9 protein-coding genes are annotated in these 17,369 nt (G+C 34.1%); 2 read left to right on the forward strand and 7 right to left on the reverse strand.

Annotated elements, in window-relative coordinates; translation table 11 throughout:
• Window positions 1–25: 25 nt before the first annotated feature.
• The 4 genes from BZG02_RS01105 to BZG02_RS01120 form a co-directional block, all read right to left on the reverse strand.
• Window positions 26–709, reverse strand: a complete 684-nt coding sequence (locus BZG02_RS01105) for a lipid-binding protein (protein ID WP_101259565.1) — start codon at window positions 707–709, stop codon at window positions 26–28.
• A 23-nt stretch (window positions 710–732) separates the two neighbouring features.
• Window positions 733–1,404 (reverse strand): immunoglobulin-like domain-containing protein, encoded by a 672-nt coding sequence (locus tag BZG02_RS01110; protein WP_180335587.1) that lies wholly within the window; start codon window positions 1,402–1,404, stop codon window positions 733–735.
• Window positions 1,405–1,468: 64 nt separating this feature from the next.
• The gene (locus BZG02_RS01115) at window positions 1,469–3,040 is read right to left on the reverse strand and encodes a SusD/RagB family nutrient-binding outer membrane lipoprotein (RefSeq protein ID WP_101259567.1); all 1,572 of its coding nucleotides are present in this window, start codon (window positions 3,038–3,040) and stop codon (window positions 1,469–1,471) included.
• A 13-nt stretch (window positions 3,041–3,053) separates the two neighbouring features.
• A complete protein-coding gene (locus tag BZG02_RS01120) occupies window positions 3,054–6,227 on the reverse strand; it encodes a SusC/RagA family TonB-linked outer membrane protein (protein ID WP_101259568.1) in 3,174 nt (1,057 codons plus the stop codon).
• Between the two features lie 915 nt (window positions 6,228–7,142).
• Between BZG02_RS01120 and BZG02_RS01125 the strand changes: the two genes are divergently transcribed.
• Window positions 7,143–10,022 (forward strand): M16 family metallopeptidase, encoded by a 2,880-nt coding sequence (locus BZG02_RS01125; protein ID WP_101259569.1) that lies wholly within the window; start codon window positions 7,143–7,145, stop codon window positions 10,020–10,022.
• Between the two features lie 745 nt (window positions 10,023–10,767).
• Here the strand turns inward: BZG02_RS01125 and BZG02_RS01130 are convergent.
• Complete coding sequence (locus BZG02_RS01130) at window positions 10,768–12,246, reverse strand: RagB/SusD family nutrient uptake outer membrane protein (RefSeq protein WP_101259570.1); 1,479 nt, start codon at window positions 12,244–12,246, stop codon at window positions 10,768–10,770.
• 20 nt (window positions 12,247–12,266) lie between these two features.
• The gene (locus tag BZG02_RS01135) at window positions 12,267–15,488 is read right to left on the reverse strand and encodes a SusC/RagA family TonB-linked outer membrane protein (RefSeq protein ID WP_101259571.1); all 3,222 of its coding nucleotides are present in this window, start codon (window positions 15,486–15,488) and stop codon (window positions 12,267–12,269) included.
• Window positions 15,489–15,927: 439 nt separating this feature from the next.
• Here BZG02_RS01135 and BZG02_RS01140 point away from each other — a divergent pair, with 439 nt between their 5' ends.
• Complete coding sequence (locus BZG02_RS01140) at window positions 15,928–16,464, forward strand: gamma carbonic anhydrase family protein (protein ID WP_101259572.1); 537 nt, start codon at window positions 15,928–15,930, stop codon at window positions 16,462–16,464.
• A 68-nt stretch (window positions 16,465–16,532) separates the two neighbouring features.
• Here the strand turns inward: BZG02_RS01140 and murI are convergent, their stop codons facing one another.
• Window positions 16,533–17,360: a glutamate racemase gene (gene murI, locus BZG02_RS01145; RefSeq protein WP_101259573.1), complete on the reverse strand. Its 828-nt coding sequence runs from the start codon at window positions 17,358–17,360 to the stop codon at window positions 16,533–16,535.
• Window positions 17,361–17,369: the final 9 nt, after the last annotated feature.

Here is a 17,369-nt window from a genome sequence, read left to right on the forward strand (position 1 = left end):
TCCATATTACTATAGAAAATAATTTCTAATGTGAATCTTCAGAAAATCCAGTGTACCGGTGTCCTGAATAAATATAGGTTTCATCAGTTGAAGATGTATCATATACCGATGAATCGAATATCCACTCGAATTCAGCTACATCAGGATTTGCTCTGTAAGCCTCAGGAACTTCTTGAGACTTGAAAGTAACATCCCCATACAAGAACACAACCTTCATGTAAATACTATCAGCAACATTACCACCAATAGTAGTCGCAGCTTTTTGTAAAACTTTACCTTCAACTAAACCTGTTTTAGCTCCCCAGATATTTTTAACAACAGTTTCACCTGCAGCAGTAGGTTTTGTAGTAGGAACTTTTACCATAGAATTATTTAAAGGTAAATCATCGTAACTAAGAGACTTAGATGCAAAACTAGAAGCATCACCATTTAAGAAAAATTTTGATGTTATTTCAAGCCATTTACCATGATCCGTAAACCACACCTCATTATCAACATTTGCCTCTGTATTATAAATATCAATTATTCTAGAATCGCTATAATCAGCATAAACAGAACCATCTTCGTATTGCACTTGACAAACGTAAGATCCCGAATATTCTAAAGTTGCACTATCCCATATTTCAATATCATCATCGCAAGATGTGAACGATAATCCTACTATCATCACAGTGGCAACGAGAAATAACTTATTAATTATATTTTTCATTTCTATTACTTTAATAGTTAAAATTACTGTTTTTCAAAAGTACGAAGATTCGTTCCGTATCCCGATCCTTTAACACTCCAAATATAACCTGCATTATAAGCAATTACGTCGGGTTCCGAACCTGATGTTGTAGAACTAGCAAAAATAGTTCCTCCTCTTTCATTCGCTTGAACTGGCATTACAATTTTATCAGCTGAAACTTGATATACAACAAGATCGTATTCGTATGAATCTGAATCCACACCGCCTACATCATTAACTTTGTATACTCCTGCAGCATCTGTTGCTACCCATTGCGAGAAACCTCCCCCTGGGCTAGAACCATACATTGTTCTTTTATAAGTTCCTGTAAGATCTGTACCTGTAACTGAAGCAATATCTTGTACAATAACTTGTCTTAAAACTGATGCACTAAATCCTTCTTCATTATAAGCGGAATACACTAAAGCATAGATACCAGCAACTGATGTGTTTACAGAACCATCAATTATTACTTCAGCAGATTCCCCTCCGACTAAAGCCGTAACTCCGGCATCAACAAATGTATCTCCAATGTTTAAAACTACAATCTCATCACCAGCCATTTCTAATAATGGGTAATAAGTAATTCTTGAAATATCTTCTGTTTCTTTATCATCGCAGGAATAAAACAAGGCAATGATACACAACAGCGATAAATATAATATTTTTTTCATTTTTCTAATTTTATAGTAAGAGAAGGACATTAAAATCACATCCTATCTCAATTTATTGCAACTATTACTCTGCTTTAAGATTCCACCAAACTTTCGATAAAAGATCTACTCTTTGTTCTGGAGCATTGCTATTACGTGTTAAAACACTTGCAGGATAGATTGGTGCAGATGGAAGTTTAGCATTTGTTTTTGCTCTACCAGCTACAGAAATTGTTAAAGACCCAACAGGAAAATTGTCAAAAGCTTCAGTACGATCTTTTCGAATATCAACCAAATTAACCGATGGATACTTTGTTCTGTTATGCTCTAAGAATGATTCAATATGTTGGTAGTTAGCATTTGCTACCCACTTTTGCATCGCAATTTGCTCAATTCCTTCCTCAATAGTACCGTTCACCCAAGTTGCATAACCTGTAGAAATAATATCATCATTTACTAAAGTTGCAACTAAAGCAGCTTTCTCATCAACTTTCATTTCTAGATCTATGTCAGTAATATGCTGGTTTTTTGAAGCCTGAACGCCAAGATCATAATATTCCTTCGCTTTTGCATTATTACCCGCACGAACATATGCTTCAGCGATAAAGAAATTGATTTCCCATGTTGACATAATCACAAGATCCATGTTTGGCGAAAAAATAGGCTGACTGTACTTTTCTGTATCATCCTTAACACCATCGCCATCCGAGTCTTCATTAGAATCAAAATCTCCAACAAAAGCACCTTTATGAGCACTCCCAGTTTTAACAAATAACGTTTCAATACGAGGGTCGCTGTTGTTATTTAAATAATCCAAAAAGTTTTTAGATGCAATAACATTAGTAGACAAGTTAGCTGCACCACCTTGTTCGAATTCTCTCATAGGATGACGTTTTCCTTCTTGACCGTCAGACCAAGTAGATCCAGGAATCCTAGCACTTGAGGTAATAAAGCTTGAAGCTTCGATAAAACTGATAACATCTGCGTTATTATAATCAGCTGTTTCTGTAAGACGCATCATTAACTTCAACTTAAGCGAATTTGCAAACGCTTTCCATGCAGTTAAATCACCAGCATATACAAAATCGTAACTTTCATCTAGCGTAGAGGTTGAAAGATCAGTAGCAATTAATGCTTCAACTCTTTTAAACAGGTCTGCATAAATTTCACTTCCCTTATCAAACATTGGAGACACGTTTCCTTCATTTCCTTTTAGCGCTTCGAAGTAAGGAACATCGCCCCAAACATCAGTCATAATTTGCCATGTAAAAATAGAAAGAGCTTCTGCAACAAAATAATTCCCCTTATTCGTTGACTCAGCTGAAACATCCTTCATTCTTTCCAAGTCGTTCAAAACACCTGCAGTTAATTCTGTATAAGTGTTTGAGAAACTAGTTTCTTGGTATTCACAAAGGAATTTAAATTGAGATGCTGAGTAAGCTTGAGTCCAATATTGTCCCCAAAAACCACCACCAAATCCAAAATCCCATCCCATAAGCTGATTGGCCAAACCAATTTCAGCAGAAGGTAATACTACTTTTGCATCAGGTATCTCACTTAATACGTTAGGATCCTCATTTATATCTAGATAGCTATCACATCCCCAACCAAATAAGGTCATACAGGCAAGTGACATTGTTATTATTCTATGTTTCATAATTGTGTTTAATTTACAAGGTAAAAGTTAATCCAAAAGTGTAAAACTCATTGCTAGGTCCAGCACCATATTCTCCGAATTTTGCTGTTACATCATTACCAAAGGTTGTTGTCTCTGGATCGATGTATGCATTTTCAGCTGGAGTCCACAATAGAATATTACTAGCACTTAATGATAAGTTCACAGCACTAACATGTAACCTTTTGCAGAAATTGTCAGACAATGAATAGGAAAGACTTACATTTCTTAATTTTAAATAAGAACGATCGATAATGTTATCCGCGTCACCGTCGAATCCACCACCATCACCATAAAATTTATGTAATGCAGTAGGATCAACCGGTGTTGTGTTTTCAACATAACCACCTCTACCATCAGAAACTACCGAGTTTGGAACCAAGAAGGTTTTTCTATCGTTCAATACTGTTTCCGTTGAAGCTCCTGTCCAATGCAAATAATCCTTAGTATAAGAATACATATAACCTCCGTAGCGGAAATCTAAAGTTGCTCCCAAAACAAATCCTTTATAAGAAAAAGTATTGGTTAAACCCATTCTGTACTTTTCATTGATGTCCTTACCAATAAATTCAGTTTCTGTTGTTGGCTGAGGATTACCACTTCCATCAACAACTGTTTTCATTACTCCATCTACTTCCACTTTTTTAACTGCAGCAATTTTAAATTGCCCCATAGCTTCACCTTCAACAGCATAGATTCCAGCACCACCAAATCCGCCTAAGTAAACTTCATCAACATCAAGATTTTCCATTTCGTTTCTATTCAAAGCAACGTTATAGGAAACATCCCAAGTAAAGTTTGCAGTTTTAACTGGTGTGAAATTTAATACGAACTCGATACCTTGATTTCGAACATCACCTAAATTAGCCATCTGAGTTGTATAACCTGACGATGGGTCTTTTGGTAATTCTGATATCAAACCTTCTGTTAAACGATTATAGTAAGAGAAATCGATACCTAAACGGCTATTAAAGAATTGAGCTTCAACACCAAGTTCAAATTCCTTAGTTAACTCATTTGTTAAATCTGGATTACCCAAACGATTAGAAGCCATGTATGAATTTACACCTCCAATTGGGAAAGAAAGATCATCAATATCTGGATAGCCAGGATTTCCAGAAAAAGCAGAAACATATCTATCGTATACAGAATAAGGATCAGCATCGTTACCTGTCATACCATAAGCTGCTCTTACTTTAGCAAAATTTAAAATTCCTGTATCAATATCGTTATACTTTAAGTAGTCAGTAACAAGGAAACTACCTGTAACACCTGGATAAAAATAATCGTTTTGACCAGTAGGTAAAGTCGACGACCAGTCATTACGAGCTGTAAGCGTTAAGTAAGCATAGTTTCTATAGCTAAAGTCGACATTAGCATATAATCCAATCAAACGACGTTTTTCGTCATATTGAGTAGATACTGAAGGAGCCAAACTATTGCTAAGATTATAAAAACCAGGAATATCAATAGAATTGATACTACCATTCAACCAATTATAACTTCTTTCGTTCACATTTAAACCAACGATCGCATTCATTGTAAAATCTTCGTTAAGACTTTTCTTGAAGCTAGCCATTAAGTCATGATTAACTTGAGTTCTTGATCTACGAATTTCAGAATAGCTACCTGGATTTGCTGAACTAGAACCGTCATTAGGAGCACCTGGTGTGAAAGCGATAATTGCTGTATGTGTTTCAGATCTTGAAGTTTCATAATCACCTCCAAAACGGTAACTCAAATTCAAATCCTTAGTAAATTCGTAATCTAATTGAAATTTACCGAAGATCTTCTTTTTATTCTGTACTGCAGAATTTTCATTCAACACATAGTATGGATTTACACCGTAAGGAGTAAAATAGTTATCCAAATTATTGAATTTATCATTATAGTTTTCCAAATCTACAATTGAAATATCATTTGCCGACTCGTATAAGGATCTAAAAACAGATGTTCCTTGTCCAGACGCAACTGCTTTAGTTTTCTCAGTACTGAAGTTTACAGAAGAGCTTATAGTTAAATTACCAGCTTTATGAGAACCCTTAGTTGCAATAGTATATCGCTTATAAGAATCATTATCCGTTGGAATTACTCCATCAACAGAATTTTGAGATAAGGACATAAAGTAATTGGTAGAAGCATTCCCCCCACTTAATGAAACCGAGTTTTTAACATTCTTACCTGTTTCATAGAAATCACGTACTCTATCTTCCAAAAATACATAAGGTTTAATCTGCTGACTGTTATCAACAACATTACCCCAAACACGATCTTTTCCATCGTAAGCTGGTCCCCAGTTTCCATTTTCGTCTAATGCTCTATCACCAGACCAACCTTGTCCAAATTGACTCTGAACATCAGGAAGACGACCTACTCTTGAAAGAGTAACAGATCCACTATAAGATACTCGCACCTTGCCTTCAGTATCTTTACCTGATTTAGTTGTAATCATGATTACACCATTAGCAGCACGTGAACCGTAAAGTGCGGTTGCCGCAGCTCCTTTCAATACAGTCATATCCTCAATATCATCAGGATTAATTGCATTAATACCTGATCCAAAGTCAACTTGTGAGTTTAGAGCACTTCCTGAGCTATTCTGCTCATTAGTAATCGGCACACCATCAACAATATATAAAGGTTGATTATTTCCAAACGAAGAAGCACCACGAATCATTACATTCTGAGTCGATCCTGGTCCTGGAGCTGTTGAAATATCAACCCCTGCTACCTTACCTTGAAGTGCACTCATTGGATTAACCGCTTGAGATTTTCCAATCTCATCTCCCCCTATCGAAGTTGCAGCATATCCTAATGCTTTCTTTTCACGAGTTACTCCCATTGCAGTTACAACAACTTCATCCATACCAATAGATTCAGTTTCCATAACAACATTAATTGTAGTTGTGGTAATAGCTCGCTCTTGCATAGTCATTCCAACAAACGAAAAAACCAAAGTTTTTCCATCAACAGGAACACTTAAAGAATAGTTACCATCGAAATCAGTAGTGGTACCAATGGTTGTACCTTTTACAATTACAGAAACTCCTGGGATAGACAGCCCATCATCGGCTGAAGTAACCACCCCTGAAACTTCTCGACTTTGAGCTAGAACGCTCTGTAACCCTATTACAAATAGGATTAACATCGAAAATAAACTTTTTTTCATAAACCTTTAGTTAGTGGTTAATTAACATTAATACACATTTATATATAAATCCATCTATCTCGAAATACTTTGGAGATAGAAGCAATAAAATGCACCCTTTAGAATTGTTTTTAAGACGAAATAGGAATTCATATAACTCCTAATAGTCTTCTTTCTTAATGCAGATATCAAATACCCCTATTTAATCTGCGACCTCAAAAGTGTGAAAAAAACTTAAACTTTCAAATAGTTTATTTTCGTAATCCTTTTAATTATAAACAAAAACAAATAGATTTAATAACATATACTAACTATTATGGCAAATTTAGTATCAAATTACAATTCATCTATTGTTCTCATTTCCAATTTCATTCACGTTAACGTTTGCGTAACTTTAAAGAAGTCTTCCTCTACATTTACAAATAATCTAAATCATACATTTTTTTTTTATTTATAATCAATCAACTTATTTTTGATGACTATTCCTTCCAAATTTGGAGAATCCTGCGGTATATTTTTGGATGAAATGTTGAAAATAAGACCTAGTCTACATTTCTAATTGTTTAAAATTGAAGAGGTAGCGAAAATTTAAGATGATACAATTTTTACCAAAGTCACTATACCTGAAGTATAATTTCTGTATAATATCCTTATCACTTAAAGTAAAAATAACAAACCAGATACTATTACACTCTCTTTCGAATGACCATCACTTTCTAATCTAATATTTCGCAAAAAAACTTGAACAGATTTCTTAGCATCTTAAAACTAATCACGAAATATCAAACACCATATTTAATGCATTTATCGCAATGGTGAGAAGAAAGAAAACTTCAATAATTATTTTAAACCCAATTAATAACATATTAATCTTTAATTAAAAACATAAAAAAATATTATATCTTTGAATATAACAACATAAATTAATAATTAATCATGAAAAAATTACTGTCAATCACCGTTCTGTTGCTATTTATTGCAACATCAATAATGGCTCAAACAACGAGCTATAAGTTAAAAAACGGACTAACCATTATCCTCAACGAGGATCATCAACAACCTTCAATTTATGGATGTATTGTTACCAAATCAGGATCTAAAGATGATCCCTCTGATGCTACAGGATTAGCACATTACCTTGAACATGTACTATTCAAAGGAACATCTGAAATTGGGACAACAAACTGGGAACAAGAAAAAGTTCACTATGACAAAATCATAGCTCTTTATGATGATCTGGAAAAAACAACTGTAGAAGAAGATATAAATAGAATTCAAAAAGAAATTAACGAAGAATCGTTATTAGCCGGAAAATTTACTATTGCAAATGAATTTAGTAATATTATCCAGTCTATTGGCGGTACCAGCTTAAATGCAGGAACTGGTTTCGACATGACCCAATTCTACAACAATTTTCCTGCGGGACAACTGGAAGCATGGTTAGAAATCTATTCCAATCGATTTGTACATCCAGTTTTTAGAGGTTTTCAAGCTGAACTCGAGACTGTATATGAGGAAAAAAACATGTACTCCGACTCTCCATTTTCTGTATTAGGAGAAGAATTTAATAGTGCCTATTATGGTGAAAAAACTCCTTATGGAAGACCTATTATCGGTTTTACAGAACACTTAAAAAAGCCATCTCTTAGCAAACTAATCAAACACTACGAAAAATTTTATGTTCCTGGAAATATGGGACTGATTTTGTCAGGAGATTTCAATAGTGAAAATGCCAAAAAATTGATAGAAAACACCTTTGGAAAGTGGGACGCAAAACCACTTCCTATTAGAAAACCCATAACAAAAGCTTCCCTAAATGGAAACAAAAAAGTAAAAATAAAAGTCACTCCAATACCAGTAGCAATATGGGGATTTCCTGCTGTAGAATCTGGCAACAAAGATGAAATAGCTTTGGATATTATGTGCCGATTATTATCAAACAATGAACAAACAGGAATTCTCGACAAATACGTTATTGACGGGGATATTCAAAATATAAGTGTTGGCTTAGATTCTAAAATAAATGATGGACTATTACAGATACTGTCAGTACCTATATTTGACTATAATCAATTAAATTTCACGCCTCTTAGTGCTGTTGAAAAAATGATTTTTAAAGGTATAGAAGAACTAAAATCAGGAACTTTTGAAGAATGGACATTATCAGCCATCCAAGATAAAATGTGTACCGATTTTGAATTAGCGAAAGAATCAGGCAACTCAACAGGAAGGATATTAGCATCAATGTTCGCAAGCCACCAAACTATCGAAGATTTTGATAAGTATCCAACAAAAGTTCAGTCAGTAACAAAAGATGATATCTTAAAAGTTGCAAATGAATATTTAACAGACAACTACCTTTCATTATTTTCAAGCAGAGGAAAAGCTGAAAAAGATAAAATTGAGAAACCTGAAATTAAACCAATAGAACCAAGTAAAGGGTCAGTTTCTGATTTTTCTAAAAAAATAGCTATAATAGCACCTCTTGAAAAAACACCGCAATATTTTGATTTAAATAAGGATATAACAAAAGAGACAATTGCCGATAAAGTTAATCTTTACTATAATCAAAATTCCAAAAATAATGTCTTCTCTCTAACACTTAAATATGGCGTTGGAAATATTGAAATTCCAACTTTAGATTTAGCTACTTCATTGATGAATAAAGCCGGAATTATGGCAATGTTCACACCACATGAACTTAAAAAAGAATTTGCCAAAATTTCATGTAGTTACTATTTCTCAAACGATGAAAATTACACCTACGTAACACTTACAGGTCAAGAACAAAACTTGGCACAAGCATGTCAATTACTTTCAAGAACCTACATTCTACCGGCTTTAGACGATAAACAAATGGACCAACTTCTCGGAAGCATAATCGGCTCTAGAAGAATGGAAAAAGATGAAAAAGACTCACAATCTAGTGCTATAGAAGAATACTTAAAATATCATGAAAATTCACCAGAATTAACACGATTAAGTAATGAAGATCTTAAATCTTTAACCAAATCTACATTAACAGCCGACTTTATCAAAGCAACACAGTATGAAACGTCGATTCATTATGTTGGTAAAAAACCATTTAAAGAAGTTAAAGAGACCTTAATGGCCAATCTAGCAATTCCATCAGGTTTAAAAGAATCTAATTCCCCACAATTAATAGAAGACTTCAATTATTCAGAAAATACTATTTACTTTCTAAATAATAGTGATGCTCGTCAAAGTGATGTTCACTTAGTACTTCTTGGAGAGAACTTTAATTTAGACCAGCAACCAATAATCAATGCATTTAACCAATACTTTGGTGGAGGATTTAATGGGATTGTCCTTCAAGAATTAAGAGAACTTAGATCATTTGCTTACACTGCACAGGCTATGTACTCTACTCCAGATATTACGAACAAACCAGCACATTTAAATGGTTACATTGGTGTACAAGCAGATAAAACCGCAGACGCTGTGACCGAGTTTATAAAACTAATAAGAGAATTACCGGAAAAACCAGAACGAATTGAGAATATTAGAAGCTATCTTGTACAAGCAACCTTAAGTAATAAACCTTCTTTTAGGTACTTAAGTCAAAATATAGAAGAATGGCAAAGATTAGGTTACAATGAAGATCCTAGTAAATCAAAAATTGCTTCCTACTCAGATATGACGTTCAATGACATTTTAGATTTCTACAAAAAGAATATTCAAAACAAACCAATTGCAATAGCAATTGTGGGAAATAAAAAACTAGTTGACATTAAGAAACTGGAAGAAATTGCCAAAATAACATATTTAAACCCCAATAAAATATTTAAAGATTAAATAAACAACCTATAAATAAAGCCTCAGCAAACTGAACTGCACCCCAAAAGTTGGACACAACATTTGGGGTTCACTTCACTATGGTTTACTGAGGTTTTTATTTTTTCCCTATGGACAATTAGTAATCACAATAAATAAAGCTAAACGGTTTACACTCCATAAACTTACCATAGTCGCATCTTTATTTCCGAATTATAGATTAACAATTTTCTTAATGCCAATCATATTAGAAGTAGGATTGCCTTACGAAATATGGTTAATGATCACATTATTAAACCATACCTTACAAGAATATCTTCTTAAATTTCCGATACATATCTAAAAAGTAAAACCATTTGAAAAAGTCTTAACTATCGTTTTCTTTAAAATAGGTTAAATAAGTAAAAACTAAATAATACAAGATTTTTAACGTTATCGTTGCATTAAAAGCTGAATCAAATATATAGATGAATTTAGTTAAATACTACTACTCAACAAGACTAAACAATACCTATTCACGAATTTACAGTGCATAAGCGTACTTAAATTATAATTCCATAATGCCATTAAAGAATTACGCTAATTGTAAAGGCAAACTATAGCTTCTTAATGGATAAATCCTCCACTCCAAATCTGGATCGTAAATAAAATAAATTCGCATAAAAAAAGCAGCTCTCCACTACAGAAAGCTGCTATAATTATTATCATTTTAACCCAATACCTTTAACAAAAATAAAGACTAATAGGTTATAACTAACTAAAACCTTTAGTTAATATTAGGGTTATCCTGAATTTCCTGATAAGGAATATCAAGAGTTAATCGATCGTCATTATAAGGAATTGCTTCATTATATTCAATGTGACCTTCGCGTACAATAGTAGCCTTGTTACGTTTCATAGCCAAATAACTTTTACCTTCACCCCACATTTCGATTCTCCATTGATGATAAATCTCATCTTTAAGAGCTTGTCCTGTAAGTCCTGAAATGAATGCATAATCTGTGTCTCTTTCTGAAACAAGTTGAAGTAAAGTCGTTTGTGCATCAACATCTTTATTGTCAAAAGCTTCGGCTTCGGCTTTAATTAGAACCATTTCTTCTACACGCATATATACATAGTCGGATGTAACTTCACGTTGTCCACCAATACTAAGACCTTCAGCATAAAATTTATATGCAGGATAATTCAAAGACTCTGACCATGGGTCAATAAACTGTCCTTTACGTACATCTGTATCAGGAATACTAGCAAAAAGCCCAGCATCCATTGTTTTAGGATCGCCTGCCCATGCATAACTATAGGTAAATATATCCACTTGTCCCCACCAAGAAACCAAATCTAATCCTTGATCCAAAGTCAAATCCATACCCCAAATCCAATCGGCACCATCACCATCAATATAACTAAACGCATTACGCTTATTATCACCATTATAAACAGCTAAATCTCTAGGTATAATTGCGTATTTGTCAATCAGTTTTTGAGCAGTTGTTGCAGCATTACCATATTCACCCATTGTTAAATAAGTATATGCCAATAATCCATTTGCAACATCCTGATCTACACCTTGAAGTCCTTCACGAGTATAACCATCCAATAAAGTAGAACTAGCTTCCAAATCAGACTTAATACGAGCCCATACATCAGCACCAGTACTCAAAGGCATATCAACCTCTGTAAGCGATGTAGTAAGTGGTAAAATTGGTGTAGCAGGATTATACTCTTCAGCATAAAGATTTGCTAAATAGAAATAGCAGTACGCTCTCATTGTTTTCGCTTGTCCCATCTGCCATTTTGCATCATCACTTTCCAATACAGCATCATTACCTCCCAAACCGTCGATAATTGTATTGGTCGCACGAATAATTCTATAGTAGTAACGCCAAGGTTTATAGTTATCATTATCTCTATAATCCAAAGTAGTAGTCAAATTAGCAAGGTTTTTATACCAACCATAGTTATATCCACCTAATACCATATCACCACTCAACATATCAGAAAAGATATCATATCCCTTCTGTCCGAAGTCATTGTGATCTAAATCAGTACCACCAGTTCCTGTTTGATACATTAAAGTATATAATCCTCGAATGGTACCATTAAAAATCTCAGCATTTAAAGGTCCCACCTCCGCCATTCTATCTGTTGATATCAACTCTGTGGATTCCGACTCCAAAAAGTCGTCAGAACAAGAAAACACTCCAACAGCCATCAACAACAAGAAGCTTTTCAAAATATATTTCATAATCTTCTTTTTTTTAATAATTAAAATTTCACATTGATTCCACCAGTAATGCTTGATAAAGATACATACTGATATCTTGACGAAGCACCTACTTCAGAAGCATTAGGATAAAATCCTTTACGTTTGGTAGTTGTCCACAAGTTATCCCCTGACACAAACAGTTTTAATCCTTTCAATTTCAACTTATCAAGCATACGTTTGTTAAAGCTATACGATAATACAACACTTTGCAATGATAAATAATCTGTTTTAGTTACAAAACGATCAGAAGTACGGTTAGCATCACTATAACCAGACAAACCACTTGTAATAGCTGGTACATCAGTAATATCTCCTGATTGTTTCCAAGCATTTTTGATGTCTTTATGCCAGTTGTTACTACCTAACAAATCGTCATCCATAAGGGCTGCATAATTACTATCGTAACCATAACCACCTAAACTATAATTAAATAAGGCTGCTAATGAAAATCCTTTATAAGATGCATCTAAGTTGAATGACCCCCGAACAGTTGGGATTGGTGTCTTATTAATGAATTTCTGAGTTGCATCTGAATACTCGGTAGTTGTTTCTTTACCAATTTCACCTATATTCCCTTTATTTTGAGCCAAATAAATCTCCATATCAGCAATATAATCTTTCACACCACCAACTTCGTTATAGTAACGATTCCATTGAGCTCTACCATTTGTTGGATCAACACCAGCATATTCAGCAGTATAAATATCAAATAAGGAATGACCAACAGCACGTCCATAAAGACCACTAACATCAATTACTTTTTGTTCTCCTGAACCAGATTCAAGAGGCATAGCTGTTAGTTCATTCTTTTCGAATGCCGCATTAATACCGAAGTTTACTTTTAAATCTTCAGATTTCACAACTTCAAAATCTAATATAACCTCAAGACCTCTATTTTCCATGGTACCATCATTCACTTGAATAATTGCATATCCGTTAGATGGACCAACCCTTTTATTAAACAATAGATTATCTGTATTCTTGATATAATATTCTACAGAACCAGAAATTCTATTAAATAATTCAAATTCAGTCCCAATACTAAACTGTGCAGTTTCCTCCCAAGTTAAGTCAGGATTACCAACATGACTTTCAGTTAAAGCTAATTTATCATTTTGATTACTTACCTCATATAAAAGTCTTGAATCATATGAACCAATACCACCTTGCTCACCAGCAACACCATAACTAGCTTTCAACTTCAATTCGTTCAAAAAGTTAGATGTAGGTTCCATAAACGATTCTCTTGAAATCATCCAACCTCCACCAACAGAACCAAAAGTACCCCATTTATCATTAGTAAATTTTGATGAACCATCACGACGAAGTACCCCTTGGAAGAAATATTTCTCATCGAAATCGTATAAAATTTGTCCAAAATAACTAGTAAGCATCAACTCATCAGTATAAGAACCAGAAGGCGAAGAAACAATAGCATTATTTAATTCTAAACTCCATGGATCAGCCAAACCTGATTTAAAAGCTGACATTTCTCTAAATTCTCTTTTAGATGCTTCTTGAGCAATAAATGCAGAAATATTGTGCTCTCCAAACTGCTTAGCATATCTTAACATATTCGTAGTAGTAAAAGCAAACCATTCTCTCTTGCGTTTATAAATACTACCTCCTTGGTTTGCAGAACCACCCCAGAACATATTTCCAAGATTGTCATAAGAAGAGTTAAGGTATTCTAGACCGAAAGTCGAACTAAAAGTAAAATCTTTGTAAGTCGCCTCAAGTTTTGAATTACCCGAAAACTGATTATTAGTAGTTCTTGCTACATCGTAAGTACTAGATGCAACCGCATTTGTTAATGAAGCAAATCGACGAGTACCATATTGACCATCACCATAATCATAAACATATCCGCCTAACACAGTATCCTCAATTTTATTGGAATTTGCATCACGTGCATAAACAGGATACAAAGGAGGCATATTAGCTACCAACCAAAATCCGTTGTTAGAGTCTTCATCTTGACCACCAGATAAGTTTGACTCTGAGTTCATAAAACTCATATTCATCGTACCTTTTAACCATGATTTAACTTCGTGCTTAATATTTACTCTACCAGTAAATCTCTCATAGTCAGAATTCAAATAATAACCTTCATCATCTAAATAACTAAAAGAGGTAAAATATGTAGTTTTATCGGTTCCTCCACTGATTCTAATACCAGCTTCGGTTCTCTGAGCTCCCTGAAACAACTCATCTTTCCATCTCTTTGGACTATACTTGCGGTTCACGCCAGTATTAAATTTACCCGTTGCAGGATCGATTAATTGATCACCAGCTACATCCCACATGTTGTAATAATCATTAAAACCTGAAGCTTTGGTATCACCAGTGAACAATCCAGCACTTGCATAAGCAGCAGGATCAGCATTTCCAAGCAACAAGCCTCTTGTTTTTAAGGCGCTCCATGCAGTTTCAACATATTCCTCGGGACGTGTAAAAACATCGTATTCTGGCAATAATCTAATATTAATACCTTTTTTAAGATCAATCTCGATAGAACTTTTTCCTGATTTACCTTGTTTAGTAGTAATGATTACAACACCATTTGCCCCACGAGAACCGTAAATAGCAGTTGCTGATGCATCTTTCAATACTGTTGTAGATGCAATATCGGAAGGCGAAATTGAATTAATATCCCCTTGAAGAGGAGTACCATCAACAATGTACAATGGACTACGGCTACCATTAATAGAACCAATACCTCTAATACGAATTTCAGCAGTTGAACCTGGCTGACCATTATTAGAAATAACTTGCACCCCTGCAACCTCACCTTGAAGAGCTTGTGTAATGTTTGATGCATTTTTGGACTCAATCTTATCTGCATCAACCTGAGTAGCTGTTCCAGTAAAAGATTTTTTAGTTGTAGTACCATAAGCAACAACAACAACCTCATCCATACCTATAGATTCAGATTGCATTACTACATTAATTGTAGAAGACGTGATTTCATGTTCTTGCATAGTCATTCCAACAAAAGAAAAGATCAATACCTTTCCATCTGCAGGAACATTTAAAGAATATTTACCATCGAAATCAGTTGTGGTACCAATGGTTGTACCTTTTACAATTACAGAAACTCCCGGGATAGACAGCCCATCATCGGCTGAAGTAACCACCCCTGAAACTTCTCGACTTTGAGCTAAAACGCTCTGTAATCCTATTACAAATAGAATTAACATCGAAAACAAACTTTTTTTCATAAACTTTTAGTTAGTGGTTAATTAACATTAATACACATTTATATGTAAATTCTTCATTCCTTAAAAAGGAAATGAAACAATAAAATGCAATCATTAAATATGATATTAAAGAAAGATAGTATTTATTACTTAATTTTTGTTAAATTTTGCTAAAAAATTTCCTCTTTTCCTTTTCTTTAATGTCAAAAGTGTGAAAAAAACTTAAATTTTCAAACACCCATCTATCGTAAACCTTTTAAATTCAAACATAAACAAGCTCTATGAATTACAAATCAACAGGTAATTGGGAAATTTCCTTACAATTCACTCTTTAGTTAACATACTCATTTTCAATTTCATTCACGTTAACGTTTGCGTAACTTTTTTTACAAGATTTTTTGAAATAAGCACTAAAATATTTTTTTAGTTATCTTTGTATTTATAATCAAACTAAATAAGAATGGCCTTCATAAGAAAATTAAATGGAAAAACTCCTTTATTTGGAGATAATTGCTTTTTTGCAGAAAGCGCTGCTATAATAGGTGATGTTGAGATGGGAAATGATTGTAGTATCTGGTACAGTGCTGTTTTACGTGGCGACGTTCATTCTATTCGATTAGGAAACAATGTGAATGTTCAAGACAATGCTACAATACATGCTACTTATAAAAAGTCGCCAACGACTATCGGGAACAACGTATCTATTGCTCACAATGCAGTAGTGCATGGCTGTACCATAAAGGATAATGTTCTTATTGGTATGAGTGCAGTAATTTTAGATGATGCGGTAATTGAGAGCAACGCTATCATTGCGGCAGGCTCGGTTGTTACAAAAGGAACACATGTTGAATCGGGAAGTGTATACGCAGGAGCTCCGGCAAAAAAAATAAAAGAACTCAGTCCTGAATTGTTAGAAGGGGAAATTAATAGAATTGCTAACAGTTACGCGATGTATGCTAGCTGGTATCAAACAGATGAAGAAATAGTCAATAAATAATTTATGTGGGAACAAAAAAATAGAGCCTTTCTTCAAAAAAGAAAGGCTCTATTTTTACTTTATACATTTTAATACGTAATATGCTTTGCTTTTAAGCTAGTATTCAGAAAACGACCTGCTTTCTCCTCAAAACTATCTACAAATTCAGTGGTGTAAAATTCACAATTAGCGTTTTTACTACATCTTATATCCATTTCTGGGTGTCGGTAAAGATAATCTTTTAAACTTCGAGCAACAATCTCCCCTTGAGAAACCAACTGAATGTGCTTCGGAAGCATTTTCTTGATTTCTTTCTGCATTAAAGGGTAATGAGTACAACCTAAAATTATCGCATCGATATGGGGATCTTTTGCCAGTAAACTTTCAATATTTTTTTTGATAAAATATCTACCTCCCTCTGTTTCGATCTCATTATTTTCTACCAATGGCACCCACATTGGACAAGCTTCTTGAACCACCACTATATCCGGAAATAATTTAGCAATTTCTAATGGATAAGAATTAGACCGAATAGTACCTACAGTACCCATAATACCAACATGTTTCGAGTTAGTAATATTCGAAATCTCCTCCACACTTGGACGAATTACCCCAAGTACTCTTCGATTAGGGTTAATTTTAGGCAAATCGCATTGTTGAATAGTGCGTAGTGCTTTAGCTGAAGCGGTATTACATGCTAATATTACCAACTCGCAACCCATCGAAAAAAGTTGCTCTACGGCTTCTAAGGTATAATCATATACAACATCAAAAGACCGAGTACCATATGGACTCCTAGCATTATCCCCTAGATAAATAAAATCATATTCGGGCAAGGTTTTAAGCAACTCATTCAATACGGTTAATCCTCCATATCCTGAATCGAAAACACCAATAGGTTGACTTTTTTTAACCATGATTACAAA

The sequence above is a fragment of the Labilibaculum filiforme genome, assembly GCF_002843315.1.
GTDB classification, from domain to species: domain Bacteria; phylum Bacteroidota; class Bacteroidia; order Bacteroidales; family Marinifilaceae; genus Labilibaculum; species Labilibaculum filiforme.

Bases quoted from the DNA above. Each gene is read 5' to 3' on its own strand.
- BZG02_RS01105 (WP_101259565.1), bottom strand. From the start codon at position 709: ATGAAAAATATAATTAATAAGTTATTTCTCGTTGCCACTGTGATGATA.
- BZG02_RS01110 (WP_180335587.1), bottom strand. From the start codon at position 1,404: ATGAAAAAAATATTATATTTATCGCTGTTGTGTATCATTGCCTTGTTT.
- BZG02_RS01115 (WP_101259567.1), bottom strand. From the start codon at position 3,040: ATGAAACATAGAATAATAACAATGTCACTTGCCTGTATGACCTTATTT.
- BZG02_RS01120 (WP_101259568.1), bottom strand. From the start codon at position 6,227: ATGAAAAAAAGTTTATTTTCGATGTTAATCCTATTTGTAATAGGGTTA.
- BZG02_RS01125 (WP_101259569.1), top strand. From the start codon at position 7,143: ATGAAAAAATTACTGTCAATCACCGTTCTGTTGCTATTTATTGCAACA.
- BZG02_RS01130 (WP_101259570.1), bottom strand. From the start codon at position 12,246: ATGAAATATATTTTGAAAAGCTTCTTGTTGTTGATGGCTGTTGGAGTG.
- BZG02_RS01135 (WP_101259571.1), bottom strand. From the start codon at position 15,488: ATGAAAAAAAGTTTGTTTTCGATGTTAATTCTATTTGTAATAGGATTA.
- BZG02_RS01140 (WP_101259572.1), top strand. From the start codon at position 15,928: ATGGCCTTCATAAGAAAATTAAATGGAAAAACTCCTTTATTTGGAGAT.
- murI (WP_101259573.1), bottom strand. From the start codon at position 17,360: ATGGTTAAAAAAAGTCAACCTATTGGTGTTTTCGATTCAGGATATGGA.